Origin of the sequence: Streptococcus sp. 3874 (assembly GCF_013276425.1) — a bacterium.
Lineage (GTDB): Bacteria > Bacillota > Bacilli > Lactobacillales > Streptococcaceae > Streptococcus > Streptococcus pseudopneumoniae.
Map to the genome: position 1 here is coordinate 13,505 of NZ_VMLA01000016.1, position 24,343 is coordinate 37,847.

The following is a 24,343-nucleotide window of genomic DNA, read 5'->3' on the forward strand; positions in this document are numbered from 1 at the left end:
CCATTTTTTCTTAGTACCTACTCTAGCCCTACTTAAACTAGAAAAAAGAACTCCTACATCCATAAGTGATATAGGAGTTTATCTTATCTTTTACTGATACTCTTCGAAAATCTCTTCAAACCACGTCAGCTTTATCTGCAACCTCNNTGCGGCTAGCTTCCTAGTTTGCTTTTTGATTTTCATTGAGTATGAGTTACAGTTACTTCTCCAGTTCGGTAATCCAGTTGAAGCCCCTTTTGAACATTGGGAACTAGAACATTAAATTCCAATTCTCCATCTGAAGACTTGGCTTCAATCTGTGAAGCTGAAGGAACTAAATCCTCGTTTGAAGCGTAGTAAAGGGTTACACGGTAACGGACACGCTTGTTTTGGTCCAAGGCTTTACGCACCTTACTTTCATAGTAGTTTTGACCAGTCGAATCCTCGGCCTGCGCCTGATTTGCCCAGGCTGTCTGAACAGCAATGTTTTTAGGATTGCTTGTCGAGGCATCAAAACCATCCAAACCACCGATTAAGGCATAGCCTAACAGATGACCTCTATCGACTGCATGGGTATAAGAGCCCTTTAGATTCTTGACCTGATGCCAGCCTGGAGGAGTCCATGAAGTCGAACCATTCCCAGTTTCTTCACGATTCTTGTACTGACGAGTAGCCTTAGACAAGAGGGCATTAGCCACGGTTGGTACGGTCTCCTTGCCCACCGTCTTTGTTTTATTATCAGCGTAGGGCTTACTTGAAACCTTGGCATTTAGGTTTGTTTTATTACCATTGACGATAAAAGCACCTGATCCGTTCCACTCCAGACTCCCTTTTACTTGGTTTTTGACTGCGTCTGTTAAGACACTCTCTGCCAATGCTTGACTAGGAGCTTCAGACGCTTGTTTTTTCTGACTAAGCTTGGTTTTAGGACTATTAGGTGCCGACTGCATCTGCTTGATATAATAGCTCCCTGTAGATAAGAGCAATAACACTAGCAGTCCAATCAGTGTCTGTCTTGTTTTTTTGTTCATATTTCTCCTTATCTTTAGAAAAAGGCTGGTCTCCCAGCCTAATTTCCTGTAAATTTATGAATCAATTCCTGCCATTTTGCTGGAGACAGGATGGCCCATGGATCTTGACCCTTGCCCAAGATTCCATAGCCTACCATTAGACCGATACCTAGGGCTAGAGCACCTAAAACCAGTACCAAAATGACTAGAAGTAAACGCTTGATTACATAACTTGATTTCTTATTCATCTTCATCATTTGCCTCAATCCGCTGAATCTTAGCACCTAGCTGCGCCAACTTCTCATGGAAACCGTAGTAACCTCTATCCAAGTGAACCAATTTACCGACCACAGTTTCTCCCTGTGCTACCAAACCTGTCAAAATCAAGGCTGCACTGGCACGAAGGTCAGTAGAAAGAACTTCCGCTCCCTGCAAAGGTTGACCACCAACAATACGAGCTGTATCACGGATAATCTCAGAATGCAAGCCCATGCGACGCATTTCTTCTAGATGTTGGAAACGATTTTCGAAAACTGTCTCCACCATAGTTGATTCCCCTTTTGCGACTGTCATCAAGGCTGTAAATTGAGCCTGCATATCTGTTGGAAATCCTGGGTGGGGCAAGGTTTTCACATGAACAGCTTTTAGATTTTCTAGTTGAGAGCGAACGCGAATTCCTTCCGTCTCCTCCGTCACTTCCACTCCCATTTCAAGCAATTTGGCAATCAAGGGACGGTTGTGCTCCCAGACAGCATCTTTAATCAAGACATCACCACCAGTCATGGCAGCAGCTACCATAAAGGTTCCTGCTTCGATACGGTCTTGGACTACATTGTGAGTCGTACCATGAAGTTTCTCAACACCGGTAATGGTAATGGTCTCTGTACCAGCACCCTTAACCTTAGCTCCCATTTCATTAAGGAGAATGGCTAGGTCAACAATCTCAGGCTCACGCGCAGCATTTTCAATCACTGTCATCCCATCAGCTAGGGTCGCTGCCATCATCAAGTTCTGCGTTGCACCAACACTTGGAAAGTCCATATAGATATGAGCGCCATGCAAGCGTTCTGCCTTGGCTTCGATGTAACCAGCTGTCTGACTAATCTTAACCCCCATAGCTTCCAGACCTTTCAAATGAAGATCAATAGGACGGCTACCAATGGTACAACCACCTGGCATGGATACCTTGGCATGACCCACACGGGCAAGGATTGGCCCTAATACAACGATGGAGGCGCGCATCTTGCTGACATACTTGTAAGGGGCTTCCTCAGTGATGTCGCCAGTAGCATCCACCTCAACAAGATGGGCTTCCTCATCAAAGTCAACCTTGGCATTCAAACCACCAACCACCTGATTCATAATAAAGACATCCGACAAGATCGGTACATTCTGTAAGACTGTCTTTCCTTCACTTGCTAGAATAGTCGCTGCCAACAAGGGCAAGACTGCATTCTTTGCTCCTTCGATGGTTACACTTCCTACCAGACGATTATCGCCACCTTGAACCACAATTTTGTCCATACTCGTTTCCTTTACTCTTGATTTTATAATAATCCTCTAAGCGCTTCTTGCCACAAATGATACAGGCTGATAAAGAAAGAACTCAAGATATAGCCCATTACAATGCTGAAAAAACCTACTAATAAACGAACTTTTCTTGTATTCTCAGCTGTCACTTTTAAAACCTTTTCCCATCTAACAAGATCCTTTAAAAGGTAAAAACTCACATAAATAAAGAGCATGTGACTGCTTAGAGTGAATAATAATTGAACCATTTGACTATTATACCATCTTCTCTTTTTGCGCGCTAGTTTGGAAATTCCCCTCAAAATCTATGGATTGTTTTTCAAGTAATCAATTGCATCTTGTAGGGTTTTAACGGGCACGATTTTCATATCTGTCTTGATTGTTTTGGATGCTTCTAGGGCTGTTTGGTAGTTGTTTTTTGCATCCGGGTGTGCTTTTTGTTCTTCTTCGCTAACAGGATTATCAGGGGCAAAGAAAATAGCGGCACCTGCCCTAGCCGAAGCTACAACTTTTTTATCAATACCTCCAATATCCCCCACATTCCCATCGCGGTCAATGGTACCTGTACCAGCAACAATACGACCATTACGAAGATCTGGGTGAGCTATTTGAGTATAGATAGCTAGACTAAACATGAGACCAGCACTTGGGCCGCCAATACCAGCTGTTGAAAAACTAATTGGGACATTGCTGATTACCTCTGTACGATCAATCAAGCCGATTCCAATCCCATTTTTTCCATTTTCCAAGCTGATAATCTTTCCTTCTGCAGACTTGGTTTGCCCATCCTCTTCATAGGTCACCTTGACGGAGTCCCCTAATTGTTGAGAACTGACGTAATCAATCAAGTCCTTGGAACTATCAAAGGTCTGATCATTGACTGCTGTGACCGTATCAGAGATATTGAGAATCCCTTTAAAGGTTGAATTATCCGTCACATTCAAGACATAAACCCCAAAGTACTTGAGCTCGATATCCTTACCAGCTGTTTTTAGCCCTTGATACTTGGCCATATTTTGTGATGTTTGCATGTAGAATTGATTGATCCGCATAAATTCAACATCGGAAGAGCCACCTGTAGTCTCTTGGGCACTACGAATATCTGTAAAAGGCGTCAACCACGCATAAATCATATGGGCTAAAGTAGCGTGCTGGACACCAACCGTAACGAATTGATAGGCCCCAGCTTCCTTATCTTCTGTGTCATTGACTTTAAGAACTTGGCGAATATCTTCCGAACCACCTGGAACCTCTATATAGTAGGGCAAAGGCACTACAAATGCCAAGAAGGTCACAATCAAGGCCGCAATGACATATAAGGGCCATCTAATCTTTTTTTTCATTTCTTATTTCCTCCAAAATACTCTCGGGAACATAGCAAGCAACATCCTGACCAAACTTCAATAGCTCTCTAACACCTGATGAACTGAGATAGAGATGTTCAGGTCGGCTATGTAAATAAATAGTCTCTATATCAGGAGACAGCTGATGGTTGTAGTAATCAAAACTGGCTTCGTATTGCAAATCCGACGCATTTCTCAAGCCTCGCACTAGGCAAGTAGCCCCCAGTCTTTTCGCAACATCGACCACCAATTCATCATGAGAAGACACGACTGCAACATTTTCCAAATGTTTCACAGACTTTTCTAGCCCCCGTTTACGATTTTCGATAGGGAGAAATCCTTGTTTGTGGGGATTAAAAAAAATACCAACATAGAGCTTATCAAAAAGTCTGCTCGCCCGTTCAATCATATCCAGATGCCCATTTGTCATCGGATCAAATGAGCCTGTGAATAAGCCAATCTTATCTGACATAGACTGTCACCTTACTAATTCCATAAATCTTTTCCTTCCAGATACCCAGGCAGGCAATTTCTTCTGGAAGTTCAACGGCCTTATCCGTCTCACACACAACCATGATATCTTCAGAAAAAAGCTCTCTCTCAGCCATTTTTTCAATATCTGCTACCATTTGTTCCTTGGCATAAGGAGGGTCTAAGAAAATAAGGTCAAATTCCCCAGATACCTGCTCCAATGCCCTTTCTGCATCCATCTTGAGGAGTTGAAATTTTCCAACATCCTTGGTCATCTGGATATTTTCAGCCACGATGGTCTGAGCCTTACGGTCTCGCTCCACCAAAACAGCGCTGGACATGCCACGCGATACTGCTTCGATAGATAAACCACCACTACCTGCATAAAGGTCCAAGACTCGTCCCCCTTCAAAGTAGGGACCAATCATGTTAAAAATGGCGCCCCTAACCTTATCTGAAGTAGGCCTTGTCGTCTTGCCCTCTAGTGTCTTGAGGGGACGTCCCCCATAGATTCCTGATACGATTTTCATACTGTTTATTATACCAAATTATAGACAAAAAGAGAAAGAAAACCGAACCTTGCGGTTCGATTCTCTACAAAATATTTTCGTAAGTATCGCGGACTTCTTGAGGCCAAACACTTGTTTGCACTTCTCCGATGTGTCTCTTGCGAAGTAGGAACATGGCCATACGAGATTGTCCAATTCCTCCACCGATTGTCAATGGGAATAGGCCGTTCAACAAAGCCTTGTGCCATTCCAATTCCAAGCGGTCTTCATCACCTGTGATGGCAACCTGACGGCGAAGGGTTTCTTCATCTACACGAATCCCCATAGAAGACAACTCAAAGGCTCCACCCAGAGATTCATTCCAGACAAGAATATCACCATTTAGACCCTTGTAGCCATTTTCAGACTCGCTTGTCCAGTCATCATAGTCTGGTGCACGTCCATCGTGCGGTTTACCATCTGGCAACTCGCCACCGATACCAATCAAAAAGACGGCTCCAAATTCTTTACAAATCGCATTTTCACGTTCTTTCGGTGTCAAGTCTGGGTAGCGTTCTACCAATTCTTCTGTATGAATAAAGGTGATTTGTTTTGGCAAGATAGACTCGATGTCATAACGGGCTTCAACAGCTAGCTCAGTCAGGCGAATAGCCTTGTAAATCTTCTCAACTGTTTCTTTTAGGTAGGCAATGTTTCGTTGTCCATTTGGGATAACCTTCTCCCAGTCCCACTGGTCAACATAAACAGAGTGGGTTGCATCCAAGGAATCCTCATCTGGACGAAGGGCTTTCATGTGGACAAAGAGACCCTCTCCTTCACCAAAGCCAAAACGAGCCAAGGTGTGGCGTTTCCATTTAGCAAGGGAGTGCACCACTTCATAAGTAGCATCAGGGATTTGGAGAACCTTGACCGATACGGCATTCTCCACACCTGATAAGTTGTCCTGCATCCCATCACCGACCTTACTCAAGATAGGACCTTGAACTTCGACAACTTCTAGCTTATCTTTCAAATACTGGGTAAAAGTGTTTTTGACAAAGGAAATTTCTTCTTGTTGATGGATAAAACTTTTCTTCATAGACAACTCCTCAAAAATTTAATAAACATATTATACACCTATTTCCAAGAAAAGAAAAGAGAAAATTTTAAAAAAATCAGTGTCACTCAAAACACTGATTTCATAGACCTTTTAGTCATTGCGACCAAAGATACGTAGAATACTTAGGAAAAGATTGATAAAATCAAGATAGATGCTGAGAGCCATTGACACCACCCAGCCTGTCGCTACACGACCTTGTGATTGTTCATAGGCGAGGCGAATCTTTTGGTTATCCCAAGCAATCAACCCTGAAAAAACCAAAACCATGGCTACGCTAATCATATAATCAAAGAAACCACTAGACAAGAAAATATTGACTATCATAGCAATAATCAAACCGATCAGAGCCGCCATCATAGCTCGACCAAGACCGCTCAAATCTTTCTTGGTGAAGATACCAACTGCAGCCATGACAAAGAAGAGAAGGGAGCTCGATACAAAGGCAGATAAAACTGTACCCGGAGTATAGAAGGCTACCACAAAACTAAGGGTAAAACCGTTTAAAACAGAGTATAGCAAAAATACTGGAAGAGCAGCTGGACTATTTCTTGAAGCCATGCTACTGGCAACGAAAACCAAGGCCAATTCTGCAAAGGTTGCAATGGTCAACCAGAGACGCCCCTGCATCAAAAAGTAAACCAACTGAGACTGAAAGACCGTCAACATAAGGCCTGATACCAAAGCAGATAGTCCGATTCCCAGACCAACAAAGGCATATACCTTAGCGTAAAATTGATTGAGACCTACACGGTCATGTATAATAGTGTGATTCATCTTTTCTCCTTTTCTATGAACATCTTTCCTTGATTATAACAAAAAAAGTTAAAATTAGCTTAAATGGAAAATCAAAATACCAGCTGCAATGGCAACATTCAAACTCTCCGCCTGCCCATTCATGCTAATATGGACCAACTGGTCTGCACTTTCAGCCATAAGGGGACTAATTCCTTGGCCCTCATTTCCCATGACTAGTACAAAATTTTCTATAGGAGGCAGTTCTCTGTAATCAACAGAATCTTTAGATAGGGTTGTAGCTAGCACAGGGATAGCTGCCTCTTTGGTTTCCTTAAGGAGCGCTTGGCTAGTCATCCGGTAAATAGGCAGATGAAAATGACTGCCTTGCATGGAACGTAAGGTCTTGAGACTGTAGATATCTGCCGATTTATCTGAAACAATCACTCCTGTAAAGCCTGCTGCATCCGCAGTTCGAATGATGGTTCCTACATTACCAGGATCTTGCACATCTTCCAAAAACAAGAACTTGCCCTGACTAAAGTCAGCTTGTCCTACTTCTTCTTTTTGAACCACCGCAACGATTCCCTGTGGAGTCTGAGAATCCGCCAAATCTAGTAAAATATCCTCTGACACCCAGATAGTTTGCGGAAAAGCAGCTAACTGATTTCGGTAACTTTCTAGGGCAAAGATTTTCTCAATCGTCACTCCAGCTTGGACAGCTTCTTCAAACAAGTGCCAGCCTTCAATCAAATAGGCAGACTTGCGGTATTTTTTTTGGTGTAATTTCTTAGCATTTTTTACCACAGAATTGGCTTTTGAGCTTATAATAGTCATAGAAATATTATAACACAATCAAAGGGGTTTGGTATGCAAAAGGTTAGAATGATTGCCCAAGGTAGGGTGCAGGGAGTCGGCTTTCGTTGGGGTGTTTATAGCCTGGCCCTTGAAATCGGTGGCATCACAGGTCGGGTATGGAATAACGACGATGGCACAGTGGAAATCTTAGCCCAAGCAGACTCATCTGCTATCATGGCAAAATTTATCCAAGAAATCCGAAAAGGACCGACACCTTTTTCAAAAGTAAGCTACTTAGATGTCAAACTAAGCAACTTTCCTCCCTACTCTGACTTTAAAATCGCAAATTAGGTCTCCAGAACTATTGTATATTTTGTAAAAAAACAGTAGAATAGAAAGGTATAATTTTTAAAGAAGGAATAAAAACAGTGAAATCTATTAAACGTTTTGCATTCTCGGCTATGGGAGTGGCTATGTTGCTTGTCTTAACTGGCTGTGTCAATGTCGATAAAACCACAGGTCAGCCGACAGGATTTATTTGGAATACGATCGGAGCGCCTATGGCTGAAGCTATCAAGTACTTCGCTACTGATCAAGGTCTAGGCTTTGGTGTCGCTATCATCATCGTAACCATTATCGTGCGCTTGATTATCTTGCCACTTGGTATCTACCAATCATGGAAGGCAACGCTTCACTCTGAAAAGATGAATGCCCTCAAGCACGTCCTTGAGCCACACCAAACTCGTCTCAAAGAAGCAACTACTCAAGAAGAAAAACTCGAAGCCCAACAAGCCCTCTTTGCCGCTCAAAAAGAGCACGGCATCAGCATGTTTGGTGGTGTAGGATGTTTCCCTATCCTCCTTCAAATGCCTTTCTTCTCTGCTATCTACTTTGCTGCCCAACATACTGAAGGGGTTGCTCAAGCAAGCTACCTAGGCATTCCTCTAGGTTCTCCAAGTATGATTTTGGTTGCCTTCGCTGGTGTCCTTTACTATCTTCAATCGCTCCTTTCACTTCACGGAGTAGAAGATGAAATGCAAAGAGAACAAATTAAAAAAATGATTTACATGAGCCCACTCATGATCGTCGTCTTCTCCCTCTTCTCACCAGCTAGTGTCACACTTTACTGGGTTGTCGGTGGTTTCATGATGATTCTCCAACAGTTTATCGTCAACTATATCGTTCGTCCAAAACTTCGCAAAAAAGTCCGTGAAGAACTAGCCAAGAACCCACCAAAAGCAAGTGCTTTCTCAACACCAAATGGACGAAAAGACGTTACCCCTGAACAACCAACTGCTATCACAAGCAAGAAAAAACACAAAAATCGCAACGCTGGAAAACAACGTTCGAGATAAGAAGAAAGGCTTAGCTGATTTGCTAAGTCTTTTTGCAAGTCAAAAGCCCGATGTTTCCATCAGGCTTCTTTTCTATCCATGTACACGTTTCGTATAGTCTTGGTAACTTTCGGTATCCATGAGTTGTTTAGCGTTCTTAACGCGGTCTGCTGTTGGTGGTTTAACCCCTTCGAGGGAATAGGGAATTCCCAATTCACGCCATTTAAACTCACCCATGGTGTGATAAGGCAGAATTTCAAACTTATCCACATTTTTAAGAGTCTTGACGAACTTACCAAGTTCAATCAAGTCATCGTCTCTGTCTGTCAATCCTGGAACTAGCACGTGGCGAATCCAGACAGGTTTTCCAATATCTGATAGATACTGGGCACAGGCCAAGATATTTTTATTGGTTTGGCTAGTAACAATCTTGTGCTGTTCTTCGTTGATTTCCTTGATATCTAAGAGAACCAAGTCAGTGACAGCCATGAGTTTGTCAAACTTTTCAAGGTAACGTGGTTTATTACGGAAAGGAAGGGCACAGGTGTCCAAGGTACAGTGGATTCCTTGTTCCTTAGCCTTGGTGAAAAGGGCAATCAGGAAATCAATCTGCAAGAGGGCTTCTCCTCCGCTGACTGTAATCCCGCCCTTATTTCCCCAGAAACCACGGTAGCGCAAGGCTTCTGTCAAGACATCATCTACCGTCCGTTCACGTGATTTATTGGACTCCATAGCCCAAGTATCTGGGTTATGGCAATACTGGCAACGCATGTGACAGCCCTGTAAAAAGACAATAAAGCGAATACCAGGGCCATCTACCGCCCCAAAACTTTCTGTCGAATGCACCATTCCTGTCACTTGTCCATAATCAATTGTTTCTTCAGACATATCGTTACCTTCCTTGAAAACGTTTTATAGTTTTATTATATCACGACTTGAAGGAAAAACAAGATTTTTACCTATTTTTTAGAAAGCAATCTGTTTTTCAATTTCATTTTCAATCTATTCTCAGATTATTCTTCAAAATCAAAACCATACAAGGTTGCAAAATAGTCTTCAGGGCGCTCTGCACGGCGGATTTGACGGGCTTTGCCTTCTTCAGTATAAAGGATTTCCGCAGAACGAAGTTTGGCATTGTACTGGTAGCCCATTGAAAAACCGTGGGCACCTGTATCATGAATGACCAGCAAATCACCGATTTCTGTATAAGGCAGTTCGCGATTGACTGCAAATTTATCATTGTTTTCACAGAGTGAACCAACCACATCTACCACTTCAACTGATCCATCTGGATGAGTCATGTTGCTAATATGGTGATAGGCTCCGTACATAGCTGGACGCATGAGGTTGACTGCTGATGCATCCACACCTAGATAGGTACGGTAGGTTTTCTTCTTATGAGTGACTCTTGTGACTAAAGCACCGTGAGGTGCCAGCATAAAACGACCCAATTCGGTGAAAATCTTGACCTGACCAAGACCTGCTGGAGTAAGAACCTCTTCATACACCTTACGAACTCCCTCACCAATCAAGGCGATATCATTTGGCTCCTGCTCAGGACGATAGTTGACTCCAATACCCCCGGAAAGATTGATAAAGTCTAGTGAAATACCCAGTTTTTCCTTGATTTCAACAGCCAATTCAAAAAGCTGACGCGCCAACTCTGGATAATAGAGATGGGTGACAGTATTGGATGCTAGAAAGGAGTGAATCCCAAAAGTCTTGGCTCCTTTTTCCTTCAAGATGGCAAAGGATTCAAAGAGTTGATCCTTGGTCATACCAAACTTAGCCTCCCCAGGATTATCCATAATGTCTGTCCCCAGTTCAAAAACGCCTCCAGGATTATAACGACATGAGATGATTTCTGGAATGCCTGCTGCTCGCTCCAAATGTTCAATATCTTCAAAGGCATCCAAGTTAATGATCGCACCTAATTCACGCGCATAGGCATATTCCTTATCTGGCGTATTGTTTGAAGAGAACATAATCTCAGAACCAGGGAAATCCAGTTTATGGCTCATCAAAAGCTCTACATAACTAGAGCAGTCCACACCACAGCCTTCCTCTTGGAGAATTTTCAAAATAGCTGGGGTTGGAGTAGCCTTAACTGCAAAATATTCCTTAAAGCCCTTGTTCCACGAAAAGGCTTGGTTGACGGCTCTTGCCTTCTCACGAATTCCCTTCTCATCATATAAGTGAAAGGGAGTTGGGAACTCGGCTACAATCGCTTCTAAGTCTTCTTTATTAATAAATGGTGTTTTCATAAGTTTCCTTCTATTCTATTTGCAAAGAAAGGCTGGGACAACCGTTCCAACCTTTATCCTTTATTCTTCTGTGTCAAAAATATTACCAATCTCAACATCGATGGCTTGGTTCTTGACATCAATATTGGTTACCTTCAAGAGTGACTTGTAGTCAAACTGCTTTTCACGTTCTTCTTGGGCATTGTCCGCAAAGACCGCTACACCTGCCAATTCTGAGTCGAATTCGCGCAAGAGACTAATCATCCCATTGACAGTTCCGCCGCCTTTCAAGAAATCATCCACAATCAAGACACGGCTACCTGCCTTGAGACTCCGTTTTGAAAGGAACATTTTCTCGATACGGTCACCACTTGAACCGGATACATAGTTGACGCTAACCGTTGAACCTTCGGTAATTTTCAGGTCACGGCGCACAATGACAAAAGGGACATTGAGGACATTGGCAACTGCATTTGCAAGTGGCACACCCTTGGTTGCTACTGTCATAACCGCGTCAATTTTTTGATCCATAAAGCTCTTGGCAATAATGCGACCAATATTTTTCAAGATGGCTGGTGTGCTAAGTAAATCAGACAGGTAGATGTAGCCACCTGGCAAGATACGGTCACTTTCTGACAACTTGGCACGCAAGTCTTCAACCATTTCCTTAGCATCATGGTTTGAGATTGATGGTGTAAAGATAACACCTCCGCCAGCCCCAGTCACAGTCTGGAGGTGACCGATTTCGATTTCCTCAAAGGCGCGTTTGATAATGACGATATCTTCTGAGATGGATGATTTAGCAGATTCATACTTTTCAGCAAAAGTATTGAGACTAGTTAGTTTATAAGGATGATTAATCAAATAGTTGGAAATGACAACCATCCGATCACTTCTTCTTAATTTCATTTCTATTTCCTATTCCATTTTTATTCAAAAAATCAAAAAGCAAACTAGAAAGCTGGTCACTGGTGGTTCAAAACACTGTTTTGAGATTGTCGATAGAACTGACAAAGTCTGTAATATACCTGCATATATACATACGACAAGGCGATACTACCCTAGTTTGAAGAGATTTTCGAAGAGTATTCATTTTTGTCTTTTACTTATTATACCATATTCACAGAAAAAAACGAACATTCTTATTCTAAAAAATGTTCATTTTTCTTAAATTATAAATCTAAACCTGGTTTATAGAAGGAACGATTGTCCATAGCGAAGATTTTATTGGTCATCTCTCCTTTATCCACCAAAGCCAGAGCTGTTGACATCATCATCATGCTGGCATCCAGATTGTCAATCATATGAATAATCTCTGCTTCCATAATGCGTGGACGGACTGGGCTTCCATACTCAAGTAAGCCGTGGTGACTGAGGATGACGTGACGAAGCAAAACGACTTCTTCCTTGGTATCATCGATGCCGAGCTCCATAACCGTCTTGGTAATTTCGCTATCAATGAGAGCGATATGTCCAAGAAGATTGCCTCGCACTGTATACTCAGTCTGTTCTGGTCCCGTCAACTCGATAACTTTGGCCAAGTCATGCAGCATAATTCCCGCATAGAGCAGGCTCTTATTGAGCCGAGGATAAATATTGCTAATGGCATCTGCCAAGCGCACCATGGTCGCCGTATGATAGGCCAAGCCTGTTTCAAAGGCATGGTGGTTGGTCTTGGCTGCTGGATAGGAGTAGAATTCCTTATCATACTTGGTGTAGAGATTTCGGACAATCCGTTGCCAGACAGGATTTTCAATTTTGAAAATCATTTGCGACATGTAGTCACGAATTTCCTTGATATCAACCGGTGGCTTGACCTTGAAATCAGCTGGGTCATTGGGTTCACCAGCTTGCGGCAGGCGGAGAGTGATTTGATTGACCTGTGGAGTGTTGTTATAAACTTCTCGGCGCCCTTTCATGTAGACAACCCTACCTGCGGTAAAGGCCTCAATGTTATGAGGTTGGGCATCCCAGAGCTTCCCCTCAATCTCGCCACTATCATCTTGGAAGGTAAAGGCTAGGTAGTTTTTCCCAGCTCGAGTTTGCCTCAGGTCAGCTGATTTGATTAAGTAAAAACCTTCAAACAGCTCATCTTTTTTCATGTGACTAATCTTCATATTCTTCCTCATTTTCTTGGAAATGGAGTAGATCAAGCGCAGGCTCACCTTCTGACAACTCAATGTGACGGAGCGTCCGCTCGATAGCTGTGGTACGACGGTTTAATAATTCATCAATATTGCCAGAGGCATGTTGGAGATGTTTTTGTGCCTTTACCAGAATACCACCAAACTTGCCAAACTCGGTCTTGACGCTGGCAAGAGTCTTACTGATATGGTCGGCACTCTTTTGGATATTGAGAGTTTTGAATCCAACTGATAGGGAGTTAAGAAGGGCTGATAGGGTACTTGGACCTGCAACAATAATCTGTTCTTCCCGTCTCAAATCATCAAAGAAGATAGGATTGCGGACGATTTCTGAGTAGAGACCTTCTGTCGGAACAAACAAGACTCCAAAATTGGTCGTCCGAGGCGGTGCTATGTACTTGCTCTTGATATCCTTGGCAAAGCGCTTGACGCTTGCTAAAAGCGATTTACGACAGCGTTCAATCTCGTCCCTATCACCTGCTTCATAGGCTTCTTCCAAGCGGTAATAATCAGCCAAAGGAAACTTGGAGTCAATCGGTAGGTATACATATTCCTGATCACCCTGTCCAGGTAACTTAATGGCATACTCCACTCGTTCACTGGAGTTTTCAACCGTTGCATATTCTCGTTCATACTGGGCAGGGGTCATGATGTCTTCGATGATTTGCCCCAGTTGCAATTCTCCCAGAATCCCTCTCGTCTTGGTTCCAGAGAGAACCTTGTTGAGGGCGCCGACATCACGGGCAACTGTCTGCATTGCTCCAAGGCCACGATTGACAGACTCCAGTTGTTTGGAAACTGTCTCAAAGGAGGCCTGTAAGCGTGTCTGCAAGGTCTTTTCTAACTTTTCCTCGACTGTCTGGCGCATTTGTTCCAAACGTTGCTCATTTGATTCCTGCAAGGCTTGGAGACGTTGGTCGGTCTTGTCTCTGGTTTGGAGGAGATTATCTGTCATTTCTTGACGGACCTGAGTCAGACCTTGGTACAATTCGATTCGCACTTCTTGCAAACGATCGCTGACAGCCACTTCCAAGTCTTTTTGATCTAACTGCCTGGCTTGTCGGGCTTGCTCAAAGCGATAATCCAGCTGATCTGAAAGATTATCTGCCTGATCCTCCAAGCTCTTGCTGAGATGTTTCTCCTGCTTATCCTGCCTTTGCCAAATCAGAAAGAGTCCAGCTAGGTTGGTAATCAATAATAGAACAAGTAAACTTTCCATCCTACCTCCTGTCCTTACTATGCAGCACGACCACATAGCCATCTGGGCAAGTCACCGAAACTTCCCTATCTATATATTCGTTAGAAGCGTACACTTTTTTAAAGAAAAAATTTTCCTCTGTCAACTCATACTTGGCACCAATAATAGTCAGCTGGCTATCCCGAACCGGCATAAAGGCTAGATAGTCGTAGTCTGAACGAGGTTCTAGCTGACTGGTCCCTTCTGGACAATAGGCAATCAAATTTTGCCCATCTTCAATTTCTATTTGACGCATATAGGGAGCCAACTTGGGATTGCTGGGCAGAAAGACATTAGCCAGCATATGATCAATACGACCACCCAAAGCACCGAAAATAGTAACCTCAGCCTGAGGATTTTGCTCAAAGATGGTTAAGAGAGCCAATTCCAAATCTGTATCATCTTTTTCTGGTCGGGCTTGGACAAAATGCTGGGCACGTTTTTGAATCAACTGTCGCTCTTCTTCCGTCACAGAATCAAAATCTCCGACTGCTAGAGCAATAGGAAGGTTTTCTTCCAGGACCCATAGCGAGCCCCGATCCACACCAACAAAACCATCAAAGTCCGTCCGATAATGACCACGGTCTCCGCCTGCAAAAACGGCAACCCTAGTCCAGTTGTTTTCTGAGAGTTTGTACTCGCTCATTGACATCTCCCTTAAAGACATAGGAACCTGCTACAAAAACGGTCGCACCAGCTTCTTTGGCTTGAGCAATCGTTTTATCATCAATCCCACCATCCACTTCAATCTCAAATTTCAAACCTTTTTCCTGACGAAGAGCAACCAACTCACGGACCTTATCCATGGTCTCTGGTAGAAAGGCTTGCCCACCAAATCCAGGGTTAACTGTCATGACTAGGACTTGGTCAACTAGATGAAGCACATGCTTAATCGCTTCAACTGGTGTACCAGGATTGATAACGACTGAAGGCTTGACACCGAGTGAACGAATCTTTTGGAGGGCACCATGAATATGAGGCGTTGCTTCCACATGGATACTGATAATATCCGCACCTGCACGCGCAAAGTCCTCTAAATGATGCTCAGGGTTTGACACCATCAAGTGGCAATCGAAAACCATCTTGCTATGAGGGCGAAGAGATTCGACCACACCCGCACCAAAACTGATTTGTGGTACAAAGTGACCGTCCATAATATCAATATGGGCATATTCTGCCCCAGTTGCTTCTAGGCGTTTGATTTCACGTTCAAAGTTGGCATAATCTGCTGCCAGAATTGACGGAGCAATCTTGTATTGAGACATAGGTTTCTCCTTATTTTGGAATTTTTTTGCTGACTTTTTTATAGGTTTCTCTGCGATTTTCAATCTCACTGAGGAATTGCAGGTAGTTGTCAAAACGAAAGGACGCAATGACACCCTCTTCAACTGCTGGTTTCACTGCACAAGACGGCTCATGGGTATGGGTACAAGTGCGGAATTTGCAGTCTCGACTAACAGTAGCAATCTCTGGGAAAGCCTGATTGAGGTCTTCAGCCGTTGTTACTTCATAATCCAGTGATGAAAAGCCTGGTGTATCTGCGATTTTACCCCCATTAAGATTGTAAAAACTAACTGCTCGAGTAGTGTGGCGCCCGCGACCCAGACTGTCTGAAATTTCTCCTGTTTCAAGATTGAGGTCTGGTGCGATTTTATTGAGAAGGGTTGACTTACCAACACCTGTCTGCCCCATAAAGACTGTAATCTTATCTGTTAACAAAGGCAGGAGTTCCTCTTTACTGGTCACAAAGTCATAGCCGATGTCACCATAAGTCTGTTTATAAAAATCCAGTTCTCCCCCATCTTCCAACAAATCCATTTTGGAAATATAGACGATGGGATGGATGCCCTTGTGTTCCAAAAGAACCAAGAAACGATCCAGCAAATTGCTGTTAAAATCAGGTTCCTTGACGGACATGATTACTACAGCTTGATCGATATTGACAATAGGCGGACGAACCAGACTGTTTTTCCGTTCGTGAATTTTGAGGATATAGCCTTCTGAATTTTCCTCGGCAGAGAAATCTACCCAGTCCCCAACATAAGGGGTATGGCCTTTTTTACGGAAATTCCCACGCGCGCGTGTTTGATAAACCTGGCCATCACTCTCCACATAGTAGAAACCTGCCAAGGCTTTAATGATTTGTCCCTGCATCTTAGAGCCCTTGCCCTTTAAGTGCATCTGCTAGACTGGCAAACTCTTCCAAGCTGAGAGCTTCCCCACGCACACTTGGTGACAAGCCTGCTTGATCCAAAGCCTTGGTCAGCTTGTCCTTGACTTCCTCAGTCTTGCCAAAGTAACCTGTCAGGTTATTCCATAAGGTCTTGCGGCGATGGGTGAAACTAGCCTTGGAAACCTTAAAGAAGAAGTTCTCATCTTCTACTTCTACAGCTGGCTCTGGACGGCGCACCATTTTCAAAATAGCAGAGTCCACGTTTGGCGCTGGCACAAATACCGTACGAGGCACGATAAAGGCAACCTTGGCTGTCATGTAATACTGCACCGCAATCGACAAGCTACCATAAGCCTTGGTATTTGGTTGAGCGGAGATGCGATCCGCCACTTCTTTTTGCATCATGACGACAAACTCACTAAAAGGAATGCCACTCTCAATCAAGTGCATGAGAATAGGCGTCGTGATGTAGTAGGGCAAATTAGCCACTACCTTGATTGGCAAGTCAGGATTTTTAAAATTCTGGATATATTTCGCCAAATCGACCTTGAGAATGTCCTCGTTGACCACGGTCACATTATCAAAATCACGCAAGGTATCTGCCAAAATTGGCACCAAACGGTGGTCAATCTCAAAAGCCATGACTTGGGCTGCACACTCAGCCAGAAACTCCGTCAAGGCACCAATACCTGGCCCGATTTCGATGACATTGACCTGGTCATCAATCTCAGCCGTATCCACAATCTTTTGAAGGATATTGGTATCCGTCAGGAAATTTTGCCCAAAGGACTTTCTAAAGGTAAAACCGTGACGCTCCAGCACTGCCTTGGTCACGCTATAATCTGCAATTCTCATCTATTCTCTTTTCTATTATCTGTTACTACTATTGTAACACATTCCCCTTGTATTTTGGGGGTGAAAATCATACCAAAAAACTATCTTTCCTCGTGAAGAAAGATAGTCTTGAAAATCTTTAAAAGGGGACTTAGCGGTTCTCTCGAAACATACGTTCATACTCTTCGAAAATCTCTTCAAACCACGTCAGCTTCACCTTGCCGTAGATATATGTAACTGACTTCGTCAGTCNNCAAAGCAGTGCTTTGAGCAGCCTGCGGCTAGCTTCCTAGTTTGCTCTTTGATTTTCATTGAGTATCAAAAAAATCAGCTTCTTGATAACTTCGATTTTCAGGTAGGGTCAAATCTACATCCTCCTCCACATCGTCCACTGTCAGTTCAACCGTTTGAGGTAAATTTTTCAAACGATAATGCTTTTGCCTTTGCCCTTCAATACTAGCAAAATCAAGCAAATAGCCATTCACTCGGATTTGAACCAAAAGGAGGTGATTGGTCATGTTTTCCATGATGAGAATATCTTCTAAACCACCTCTGGCACTCGGATAATCAGATACCCTGCGAATACGGATTTTTTCACACATGAGCAAGTTTCCTCATATCAATGATTTCATCGGCCTTATTCCAGACTAGGGGATTATGGGTCGCAATGATGATCATTCGATTTTCATCTTTCAAATCCACCAAGAGATTCATAACCTCCTCTGAATTTTCAGGATCAAGAGCTGCTGTTGGTTCATCTGCCAAAATCAAGGGTGGATTTTTCAAAATAGTCTTCGCAAGGGCAACTCGCTGAGCCTCTCCCCCAGATAAAGTATAAATTTTTTGTTCCAAATCCAAATATCCTAGATTAACCTTTTCTAAAGCCTCCACTTGCCTTTCCAAACGTTCTACTTTTGAGATTTTCTGACCAACAAAGCCCAAATCCAAATTCTCTTTGATTGATTGGTTTTCTAAGAGGCCAAAATTTTGAAAGAGATAGCCCATCTGGTCTCGAAAATACTCACGAGTGGGAATGGTTTTTAAATCTTTCCCCTGATAGAGAACCCTTCCACCATCTATCTTTTCTAGCTTTCCCAAGATATTCAGCAGCGTCGTCTTTCCGCTCCCACTCTTCCCGATTAAGGCATAGACCTTGCCCTTCTCCAGCTTGAGATTCAAACCAGAGAAAATCGCGCGGTCATTAAATTTCTTTTCCAATCCTTGAATATCAATCATCTTATTTTCCTTTCAATACTGCCATGCTACCAGCTTCTTCTTTTTTGTCCTGCCTTACTAAAATCAACAGAGCGTTAAGCGTAAATAAAGCTACAACTAGAGCGCTAATCAAGCTATCTCCTGTCAAAACACTAGATAGGATTAGGCCAAGCAAGAGAACCCCTCCTTGCGCCAGCAAGTACTTGCCATGAAGCTCATAAATTGTCATACCAGCAAGACGTTTAATCATAAGCTCCCGTCTGAACTGCTCAAAATAGAGAAGATTCATGGAATCAAATAACAAGATAGCCGTAGACAGGGTCAAAATCGTCCCAATAAGGAGAGAGTAAAACTCCACCCGTTTGTCATTTAGTACCTTGGCAAAAAATAGCTGGCTTTTTACCAAGTAAGAAACCTTGTGATACAGACCTTGCTCTTTTAGAGCTGTGATGCTGTCTCCATATCGATCTAGTTTCAAGGCACTATTAGCCGTAGTTCCCCACAACATCCCTGCAACAGGTCTTGTTCCAGTCGCTTGCGGCGTTAGAACTACAATAATCGGATCTTTTAGGTACTGGCGTGTTGTCTTGTACCCATCATTATAGAGGAAACGTTCCTGTCCTATTTCTGTAAAAGCTAGCCTTACCTGTGGGAGGTAGTGTTTCTGACTCGTCGCCTCTACACTTTCAGATGAAAATCTTTGCAGGTAATCTGTAAACAATCCTTGGTAGTAGGCAGACTGCTCTCGCAAGCTCTCAGGCAAAATCAGCCCAAACTCTCCCTCAGACAAGTTTTGCATCTTGTCCATAAACTCTGAAGAAACGGTAATCTTTTCTTCTATCAGATAGCGCGGTGAGACATAGATAGCATTCCCTGACGGTGTGTAGTCACTGAGACGATTGCCATCTAGGTCCACTTCTGCTCCATCTGAGAAATTGTCAACATTGCTCATAATATAAAAAGAGTCTGTATTGGCTAACCGTTCTTCAGTAAATGTCTGCCACTCACGATTATCCTTACGCATTCCTTCTTCATCGGCAAATGCACTAGACCAACCAAAGGATAGACGGTAACGGTCTGAGGACTGGCTCCATTTATCGCTAGCTCTCTCCATCTCCTGCATTTCACGGTAGTGGGGTAGGAGAGCAGTCGCACTCGATCCGACCACCAGTACGGCTAAGAGTTGCCCCACCATCATCAATGTCAGCATACGTTTGAGAGGGAGTTTCCCTTTCAATAGATCCACCAGACTATTTTCCTGTAAACCAAGTAGATAGACGACACTTAGTAAGGTAGAAATCCCTGCCAAAGTCAATCCATAAAGTAGAAGAGCAATGATGACCAGTTGCACCGTTGCCATAAACAAGGCACCTTGATACCAGAGAATCCCCAATCCCAAAAGACTGGATACCAGCACTGAGCAGATAAGCTGTCTCACATCTTCTAACACTGGTCTGAGAGCAACTCCAAACAAGCTCTCACCAGCTATTAAGCGAATCCCTGCCTGACGAAGGGATTTGATCCGATAAATCAGGGTCAGACTCATAAAGGTCAGCAGAAAAATAGCTAAACTCAGTAGCACCATAGGGGTGGCCGTCAATAGTAAGACTATCGAAAATGGATCTTCTCCATTCGAAACAAAGCCTTGATAACCAAGCTCTTTCAAGGTGGTCTGTAAGCTCACTCCATCCAAACTTCCTGATACAATCAAGTAAGACCCTAATAAATCACTCGTTTCTGCACTCTCCTTGGAGGAAATGGTCAAACCTTCTGGAAGCTCTCCCTCACCATAAGTGGCATAGGTAAAGCGTGTTTCTCCAGCTTCATTTGGCTCAACAATTCGACGAGCGATGAGACTATTGTGCTCTACCGCCAAGTGACTCAAAGCCTCTGTCAGTTTTTCTCGATCAGCTACTGATTGGTCTAGCCCAGTACCCATCACATCAACAGAGGGATAGTTACCAAATAAAATCTCTTCTCGATGGTCAACAGAAGTTATCACCATATAAAGCGATACCAATACCATTGAAATCAAAATAAATAAGCGTTTCATCATTTCCTCCAAAAAGTTACTTGGTCACTTAGTGAGAAGGTGACCACAGTCACTGCCATGTTAAGAAGTTTATTAAGTTCTTTCTACTAGCAACATCTTCAAATATATTATATCCGTTTTTTCAGGAACTATCAAGGACATCAATGTCCTTAAAATCTAATTCTTTCATATTATTTTTAGCTTATATCTAAAAAAACAGTCCTAAAGACGAACTTTAGAACTGTTTCAATGCTAGAACAAGGACATTTTTGTCATTGCTTCACTATGTTTATAAATATTCTTACCCTATTATAAAACGAAGGACACATAAAAAGGTGCCTATTTGATGTACTCTGATTGCAAAATACCACAAAGTAAATTTAACATAATCTCCAATCATTCGTATAAACAATTGTGTGAAACTAATCCGAGAAAAATCAATCACTAGTTGTCAGAGACTTTTTTAGGATTATTGTTTATTACTCGCAAATGGTAAACACGGATTATTCCTACTACTATGAGAACAACTAAATAAGACTGAGTACAGAATTATTTCTTTAAATTATTCGTTTCCTTCTTTATAAAACGGATATGTAACTATTATACCCAAAGTACTAATTATAATTTTAAAGATTGCACCTAAAATATTTAAAGTTGATAAATCAAGTATTCCGTGTATTAGGTATAGTAGACAGAAAAAGAATGGAAGGTATTTTTTTAATTTTTTCATAGCAACAAAATAAATTCTCCTCTCTCTTTTTTTGAAACCGATTTCTTATATGATAAGAATATCATTTTTATTATTTGTTGTCAAAGAAAAAATCGAATTTTTTAGATATTTTACTATAGTAGATTGAATTTTATTTAAACCACCAAGTAACTAAATAAAATAGAAAAGTTCATACTGTAATCTCCTTTCACATTTTAATTAATTATAAATTATTCTTAAATAAACTCCAAGGACATCAATGTCCTTAAAATCTAACCATTTCGTGTCATTTTTAGCTTATATCTAAAAAAATAGCTCTAAAGACGAACTTTAGAACTGTTTTGATGCGAGAACAGGGACATTTTTGTCACTGATTCACTATGTTTATAAATATTTTTTGACATCCTCTTGCCATTCCTCTGTCAATTTCTTTACTAGAAATTCATCTCCAATTAGCTGCGCAAATGTTTTAGAAGACTGATAAAATGATTCAGCTAAACTAAAATCTCTTTCTTCTCTTAATGCTTGCTTCCACAAAAACATAAATACAAGAGGTTTCTTTTGATAATCTTGAGTTTTATCCATAATTTCTTGTAAACACGATAGATAATCATTAAAACAATCAGTTACTCCTACCTTTTCAAGACAACACATTCCTGAAATAAGAGTATCTCTAATTATAAAGAAGTTTTCTAATTGAGTTACCTTCTTCTGTTCTAAAAGAAAGAACATTAGCTTTTCGATTTGATTCACAAATTTGGCAAGATCGTTTCTAATGAGCATTTGATAAAAAAACAAACGAATCAACAACATATCATTTATTGAATAAGCTTCTTTTTCTATAATCTGAGGCATATATTCCTCAAGTATTAACTCTGCATATTCAGGCCTTATAGTTCTAGAAGTATCCAAACATGCCTGCAATACTTCACATGCTAATTGTTCCTCTTTAGGAAGATTATCAAAGTATGTTTTATAAATCTCTTCCAAACACGCTTCTTTCTTATCATACTCCTCTTCTTTACCATAGATTGGTTCACGTAAAATCTGGTATTTCAATTCTAAATAAGCAGAAGGAAGAGCTGAAAAATCCGGCATAAGGCTATAAGCTGGAACTCCTAGCCGGCGAGCAATATAGTCTAACTTGGGCAAACTCGGTTGCGAAGCTCCACTTTCAATTCGCGACAGTTGACGAACTGTCAGTTCTTGCTCATCTCCACAAAAATCTAGACGACTAATTCCTTTCTCTATCCGAATCTCTTTAATTTTTTGACCAATTAACATCAGACGCCTCCTCTTCTACCTGCTTCGAAAAATACTATGAAACTTAAAAAATTGTAACGGCTACATCTGTCCTACTCATAAGATTTCATAGCTTCTTCCACTTCTGCCAAGGTGACCCCAAACAACTCTAGGCGTTTGAGGAGTTGCTTGCCGTTGGAATAGCCAATTCGGAGATCCTCTCCTAGATATTCTCTTCGCTTACGGCTGTCTGCCCCTGCTAGAAAACCAAGGCGAATCAAGTCGCTACGACTGATGTCAAACTGACTCTCCTGTTCAAATTGTTCTGTCACCTGAGCTAGAGCCGTTTTCAAATCTTCATAACTGGCATGCTCAATTCCCAGGGAATGGCCTTTGTTCTTGGACTTGGGAACAGCTTCATCTCGTTTGAGGAAGGCATGCTGAACTGTTGGAATAGCCGTCATAATCATGCGCCGAATCCGCTCCCCGTTAAAATCTGGGTCTGTAAAGACAATGACTCCATGACCTTGGTGCAGGCGCTGAATCCGCTCTATGTCCTGGTCATTGATGGCAGAACCTCGGGTCTCATAGGTCTCTACATCGAAATAACGTTTGAGATTAGCCGTATCATCGCGACCTTCGACCACGAGGACTTGGGAAATTTTTTCTTTCATTACTTGCTGTCCAATCCAAAAATGCGCTCTGCATTTGCAGTCGTTGCCGCCGCCAGCTCTTCTGCCGTCATGCCACGCAAGTCCGCAATAAAGTCGACCACATAGCGAGTATAGGCTGTTTTATTTTCGCGACCACGCTTAGGTACAGGAGCCAGGTAAGGCGCATCTGTTTCCACCAAAATCTTGTCCAAAGGTAACTCTTTAGCTGCTTCTTGGAGGTCAGTTGCCTTCTTAAAAGTCACCACTCCTGAAAAGGAAATGCTCATACCAAGCGCGACAAACTTCTCTGCCCATTCAAGAGTTCCTGAGAAAGAATGCATGATACCACCACGAGGACCAACTCCCTCACTCTTGATAATCTCATAGGTATCTTCCAACGCATCACGGGTATGAACAACAAAAGGCAGATTCAAGGCCTTAGATAGCTGAATCTGACGGCGAAAAACCTGCTCCTGCACCTCTTTGGGCGCTGTCATCCAATGGTAGTCTAAGCCAATTTCACCCAAGGCAACTACCTTGGGATGCTTGAGCTTATCAAGCAGGTAGTCTTCAATCTCCTCTGTGTAAGTCCCTGCTTCTGTCGGATGCCAAGCAATAGTCGCATAGAGTTGGTCATACTCATCTACCAAGTCCAAGGCACGCTCAATCGTCGGTTTATCAAAACCAACAATATTCATCTGTGTCACACCCATCTCAACAGCCAAGGCAATTTCTTCTGCCTCACGACCTGCAAATTCTTCTACATTCAAGTGTGTATGTGTATCAAAAATCATCTCTTCTAACCTCGTTTCCTATCTTCTATTATACCAAAAAAGAGGAGGGGCACCCAATTTTTCGGTTTCCCTCCTCTCTTCAATAGAACTATTCTGCTAGCTTTTCTACTCGATATTACCCATCTCCTGTCCCACAGTTAGAGACGGAAGAGATTGGCTATATTGATAGAACCTCCCTATTCATCTAATACTCTTCGAAAATCTCTTCAAACCGTGTCAACGTCGCCTTGCCGTATATATGTGACTGACTTCGTCAGTTCTA

Annotated in this window: 27 protein-coding genes; 2 read left to right on the forward strand and 25 right to left on the reverse strand. The window is 42.3% G+C overall.

All coding sequences use genetic code 11. From position 1 onward, the window contains the following. Positions 1-179: 179 nt before the first annotated feature. The 10 genes from endA to HT703_RS01470 form a co-directional block, all read right to left on the reverse strand. On the reverse strand, positions 180-1,010 hold the full coding sequence (gene endA / locus HT703_RS01425) for a DNA-entry nuclease EndA (RefSeq protein ID WP_001036782.1): 831 nt from the start codon (positions 1,008-1,010) through the stop codon (positions 180-182). A gap of 38 nt (positions 1,011-1,048) precedes the next feature. Next, positions 1,049-1,237, reverse strand: a complete 189-nt coding sequence (locus HT703_RS01430; protein WP_166727520.1) for a DNA-directed RNA polymerase subunit beta — start codon at positions 1,235-1,237, stop codon at positions 1,049-1,051. Further along, positions 1,230-2,513: a UDP-N-acetylglucosamine 1-carboxyvinyltransferase gene (gene murA, locus HT703_RS01435; RefSeq protein ID WP_172929867.1), complete on the reverse strand. Its 1,284-nt coding sequence runs from the start codon at positions 2,511-2,513 to the stop codon at positions 1,230-1,232. Before murA ends, HT703_RS01430 begins: the two co-directional genes overlap by 8 nt. A gap of 23 nt (positions 2,514-2,536) precedes the next feature. Next, positions 2,537-2,767 carry a DUF1146 family protein gene (locus tag HT703_RS01440; protein WP_023933289.1) on the reverse strand — a complete coding sequence of 77 codons (231 nt, stop codon included), beginning with the start codon at positions 2,765-2,767 and terminating at the stop codon, positions 2,537-2,539. A gap of 57 nt (positions 2,768-2,824) precedes the next feature. Then, the gene (locus HT703_RS01445; RefSeq protein WP_031233667.1) at positions 2,825-3,862 is read right to left on the reverse strand and encodes a SepM family pheromone-processing serine protease; all 1,038 of its coding nucleotides are present in this window, start codon (positions 3,860-3,862) and stop codon (positions 2,825-2,827) included. Beyond that, complete coding sequence (gene coaD / locus HT703_RS01450; protein WP_138704216.1) at positions 3,846-4,334, reverse strand: pantetheine-phosphate adenylyltransferase; 489 nt, start codon at positions 4,332-4,334, stop codon at positions 3,846-3,848. Before coaD ends, HT703_RS01445 begins: the two co-directional genes overlap by 17 nt. Further along, positions 4,324-4,863, reverse strand: a complete 540-nt coding sequence (rsmD, locus tag HT703_RS01455) for a 16S rRNA (guanine(966)-N(2))-methyltransferase RsmD (protein WP_050262004.1) — start codon at positions 4,861-4,863, stop codon at positions 4,324-4,326. The genes coaD and rsmD overlap by 11 nt, the downstream gene beginning before the upstream one ends. A 64-nt stretch (positions 4,864-4,927) precedes the next feature. Further along, positions 4,928-5,920 carry an aspartate--ammonia ligase gene (asnA, locus tag HT703_RS01460; RefSeq protein WP_172929868.1) on the reverse strand — a complete coding sequence of 331 codons (993 nt, stop codon included), beginning with the start codon at positions 5,918-5,920 and terminating at the stop codon, positions 4,928-4,930. Between the two features lie 111 nt (positions 5,921-6,031). Next, positions 6,032-6,715, reverse strand: a complete 684-nt coding sequence (locus HT703_RS01465) for a Bax inhibitor-1/YccA family protein (RefSeq protein ID WP_001016920.1) — start codon at positions 6,713-6,715, stop codon at positions 6,032-6,034. Between the two features lie 54 nt (positions 6,716-6,769). Next, the gene (locus HT703_RS01470; RefSeq protein ID WP_172929869.1) at positions 6,770-7,510 is read right to left on the reverse strand and encodes an RNA methyltransferase; all 741 of its coding nucleotides are present in this window, start codon (positions 7,508-7,510) and stop codon (positions 6,770-6,772) included. A 33-nt stretch (positions 7,511-7,543) separates the two neighbouring features. Between HT703_RS01470 and HT703_RS01475 the strand changes: the two genes are divergently transcribed. Then, entirely contained in the window at positions 7,544-7,822 is a 279-nt protein-coding gene (locus HT703_RS01475) for an acylphosphatase (protein ID WP_001174613.1), read from the forward strand. 77 nt (positions 7,823-7,899) lie between these two features. Beyond that, complete coding sequence (yidC, locus tag HT703_RS01480) at positions 7,900-8,826, forward strand: membrane protein insertase YidC (RefSeq protein ID WP_000835945.1); 927 nt, start codon at positions 7,900-7,902, stop codon at positions 8,824-8,826. Between the two features lie 72 nt (positions 8,827-8,898). Here yidC and pflA read toward each other — a convergent pair whose 3' ends face one another. The 15 genes from pflA to HT703_RS01555 all read right to left on the reverse strand — a co-directional run bounded on the left by pflA (position 8,899) and on the right by HT703_RS01555 (position 24,081). Then, entirely contained in the window at positions 8,899-9,693 is a 795-nt protein-coding gene (pflA, locus tag HT703_RS01485; protein WP_001288274.1) for a pyruvate formate-lyase-activating protein, read from the reverse strand. Positions 9,694-9,818: 125 nt separating this feature from the next. Next, a complete protein-coding gene (locus tag HT703_RS01490; protein ID WP_023936717.1) occupies positions 9,819-11,069 on the reverse strand; it encodes a diaminopimelate decarboxylase in 1,251 nt (416 codons plus the stop codon). A gap of 60 nt (positions 11,070-11,129) precedes the next feature. Next, positions 11,130-11,957: a pur operon repressor gene (purR, locus tag HT703_RS01495; protein ID WP_000776875.1), complete on the reverse strand. Its 828-nt coding sequence runs from the start codon at positions 11,955-11,957 to the stop codon at positions 11,130-11,132. Positions 11,958-12,220: 263 nt separating this feature from the next. Further along, on the reverse strand, positions 12,221-13,165 hold the full coding sequence (locus HT703_RS01500; protein WP_000703190.1) for a 3'-5' exoribonuclease YhaM family protein: 945 nt from the start codon (positions 13,163-13,165) through the stop codon (positions 12,221-12,223). Then, the gene (locus tag HT703_RS01505) at positions 13,155-14,411 is read right to left on the reverse strand and encodes a DNA recombination protein RmuC (RefSeq protein ID WP_023936714.1); all 1,257 of its coding nucleotides are present in this window, start codon (positions 14,409-14,411) and stop codon (positions 13,155-13,157) included. The genes HT703_RS01500 and HT703_RS01505 overlap by 11 nt, the downstream gene beginning before the upstream one ends. 1 nt (position 14,412) lies before the next feature. Beyond that, the gene (locus HT703_RS01510; protein WP_000006132.1) at positions 14,413-15,075 is read right to left on the reverse strand and encodes a thiamine diphosphokinase; all 663 of its coding nucleotides are present in this window, start codon (positions 15,073-15,075) and stop codon (positions 14,413-14,415) included. After that, positions 15,038-15,694 (reverse strand): ribulose-phosphate 3-epimerase, encoded by a 657-nt coding sequence (rpe, locus tag HT703_RS01515; RefSeq protein ID WP_000085015.1) that lies wholly within the window; start codon positions 15,692-15,694, stop codon positions 15,038-15,040. The genes HT703_RS01510 and rpe overlap by 38 nt, the downstream gene beginning before the upstream one ends. 10 nt (positions 15,695-15,704) lie before the next feature. Beyond that, entirely contained in the window at positions 15,705-16,583 is an 879-nt protein-coding gene (gene rsgA / locus HT703_RS01520; RefSeq protein WP_001161966.1) for a ribosome small subunit-dependent GTPase A, read from the reverse strand. A gap of 1 nt (position 16,584) precedes the next feature. Continuing rightward, on the reverse strand, positions 16,585-17,457 hold the full coding sequence (gene rsmA, locus HT703_RS01525) for a 16S rRNA (adenine(1518)-N(6)/adenine(1519)-N(6))-dimethyltransferase RsmA (protein ID WP_172929870.1): 873 nt from the start codon (positions 17,455-17,457) through the stop codon (positions 16,585-16,587). Positions 17,458-17,744: 287 nt separating this feature from the next. After that, a complete protein-coding gene (locus tag HT703_RS01530) occupies positions 17,745-18,038 on the reverse strand; it encodes a hypothetical protein (RefSeq protein WP_000333262.1) in 294 nt (97 codons plus the stop codon). Further along, positions 18,031-18,672, reverse strand: a complete 642-nt coding sequence (locus tag HT703_RS01535) for an ABC transporter ATP-binding protein (protein ID WP_023936708.1) — start codon at positions 18,670-18,672, stop codon at positions 18,031-18,033. The genes HT703_RS01530 and HT703_RS01535 overlap by 8 nt, the downstream gene beginning before the upstream one ends. Before the next feature lies 1 nt (position 18,673). Beyond that, complete coding sequence (locus HT703_RS01540) at positions 18,674-20,704, reverse strand: bacteriocin-associated integral membrane family protein (RefSeq protein WP_172929871.1); 2,031 nt, start codon at positions 20,702-20,704, stop codon at positions 18,674-18,676. Between the two features lie 1,072 nt (positions 20,705-21,776). Further along, entirely contained in the window at positions 21,777-22,676 is a 900-nt protein-coding gene (locus HT703_RS01545) for a helix-turn-helix domain-containing protein (protein ID WP_172929873.1), read from the reverse strand. 71 nt (positions 22,677-22,747) lie between these two features. Then, a complete protein-coding gene (gene rnmV / locus HT703_RS01550) occupies positions 22,748-23,308 on the reverse strand; it encodes a ribonuclease M5 (protein WP_000660020.1) in 561 nt (186 codons plus the stop codon). Continuing rightward, positions 23,308-24,081, reverse strand: coding sequence for a TatD family hydrolase (locus HT703_RS01555; protein ID WP_000575640.1), 774 nt, complete (start codon positions 24,079-24,081; stop codon positions 23,308-23,310). Before HT703_RS01555 ends, rnmV begins: the two co-directional genes overlap by 1 nt. Between the last annotated feature and the right edge of the window lie 262 nt (positions 24,082-24,343).

Coding starts and splice junctions, on each gene's coding strand:
- rsgA (WP_001161966.1), bottom strand. CDS start 16,583: ATGCAGGGACAAATCATTAAAGCCTTGGCAGGTTTCTACTATGTGGAG.
- HT703_RS01430 (WP_166727520.1), bottom strand. CDS start 1,237: ATGAATAAGAAATCAAGTTATGTAATCAAGCGTTTACTTCTAGTCATT.
- rpe (WP_000085015.1), bottom strand. CDS start 15,694: ATGTCTCAATACAAGATTGCTCCGTCAATTCTGGCAGCAGATTATGCC.
- HT703_RS01545 (WP_172929873.1), bottom strand. CDS start 22,676: ATGTTAATTGGTCAAAAAATTAAAGAGATTCGGATAGAGAAAGGAATT.
- rsmA (WP_172929870.1), bottom strand. CDS start 17,457: ATGAGAATTGCAGATTATAGCGTGACCAAGGCAGTGCTGGAGCGTCAC.
- asnA (WP_172929868.1), bottom strand. CDS start 5,920: ATGAAGAAAAGTTTTATCCATCAACAAGAAGAAATTTCCTTTGTCAAA.
- pflA (WP_001288274.1), bottom strand. CDS start 9,693: ATGTCTGAAGAAACAATTGATTATGGACAAGTGACAGGAATGGTGCAT.
- HT703_RS01445 (WP_031233667.1), bottom strand. CDS start 3,862: ATGAAAAAAAAGATTAGATGGCCCTTATATGTCATTGCGGCCTTGATT.
- HT703_RS01540 (WP_172929871.1), bottom strand. CDS start 20,704: ATGAAACGCTTATTTATTTTGATTTCAATGGTATTGGTATCGCTTTAT.
- coaD (WP_138704216.1), bottom strand. CDS start 4,334: ATGTCAGATAAGATTGGCTTATTCACAGGCTCATTTGATCCGATGACA.
- purR (WP_000776875.1), bottom strand. CDS start 11,957: ATGAAATTAAGAAGAAGTGATCGGATGGTTGTCATTTCCAACTATTTG.
- HT703_RS01500 (WP_000703190.1), bottom strand. CDS start 13,165: ATGAAGATTAGTCACATGAAAAAAGATGAGCTGTTTGAAGGTTTTTAC.
- rnmV (WP_000660020.1), bottom strand. CDS start 23,308: ATGAAAGAAAAAATTTCCCAAGTCCTCGTGGTCGAAGGTCGCGATGAT.
- HT703_RS01555 (WP_000575640.1), bottom strand. CDS start 24,081: ATGATTTTTGATACACATACACACTTGAATGTAGAAGAATTTGCAGGT.
- HT703_RS01505 (WP_023936714.1), bottom strand. CDS start 14,411: ATGGAAAGTTTACTTGTTCTATTATTGATTACCAACCTAGCTGGACTC.
- HT703_RS01470 (WP_172929869.1), bottom strand. CDS start 7,510: ATGACTATTATAAGCTCAAAAGCCAATTCTGTGGTAAAAAATGCTAAG.
- HT703_RS01530 (WP_000333262.1), bottom strand. CDS start 18,038: ATGTGTGAAAAAATCCGTATTCGCAGGGTATCTGATTATCCGAGTGCC.
- HT703_RS01465 (WP_001016920.1), bottom strand. CDS start 6,715: ATGAATCACACTATTATACATGACCGTGTAGGTCTCAATCAATTTTAC.
- HT703_RS01535 (WP_023936708.1), bottom strand. CDS start 18,672: ATGATTGATATTCAAGGATTGGAAAAGAAATTTAATGACCGCGCGATT.
- murA (WP_172929867.1), bottom strand. CDS start 2,513: ATGGACAAAATTGTGGTTCAAGGTGGCGATAATCGTCTGGTAGGAAGT.
- HT703_RS01510 (WP_000006132.1), bottom strand. CDS start 15,075: ATGAGCGAGTACAAACTCTCAGAAAACAACTGGACTAGGGTTGCCGTT.
- HT703_RS01440 (WP_023933289.1), bottom strand. CDS start 2,767: ATGGTTCAATTATTATTCACTCTAAGCAGTCACATGCTCTTTATTTAT.
- rsmD (WP_050262004.1), bottom strand. CDS start 4,863: ATGAAAATCGTATCAGGAATCTATGGGGGACGTCCCCTCAAGACACTA.
- endA (WP_001036782.1), bottom strand. CDS start 1,010: ATGAACAAAAAAACAAGACAGACACTGATTGGACTGCTAGTGTTATTG.
- HT703_RS01475 (WP_001174613.1), top strand. CDS start 7,544: ATGCAAAAGGTTAGAATGATTGCCCAAGGTAGGGTGCAGGGAGTCGGC.
- HT703_RS01490 (WP_023936717.1), bottom strand. CDS start 11,069: ATGAAAACACCATTTATTAATAAAGAAGACTTAGAAGCGATTGTAGCC.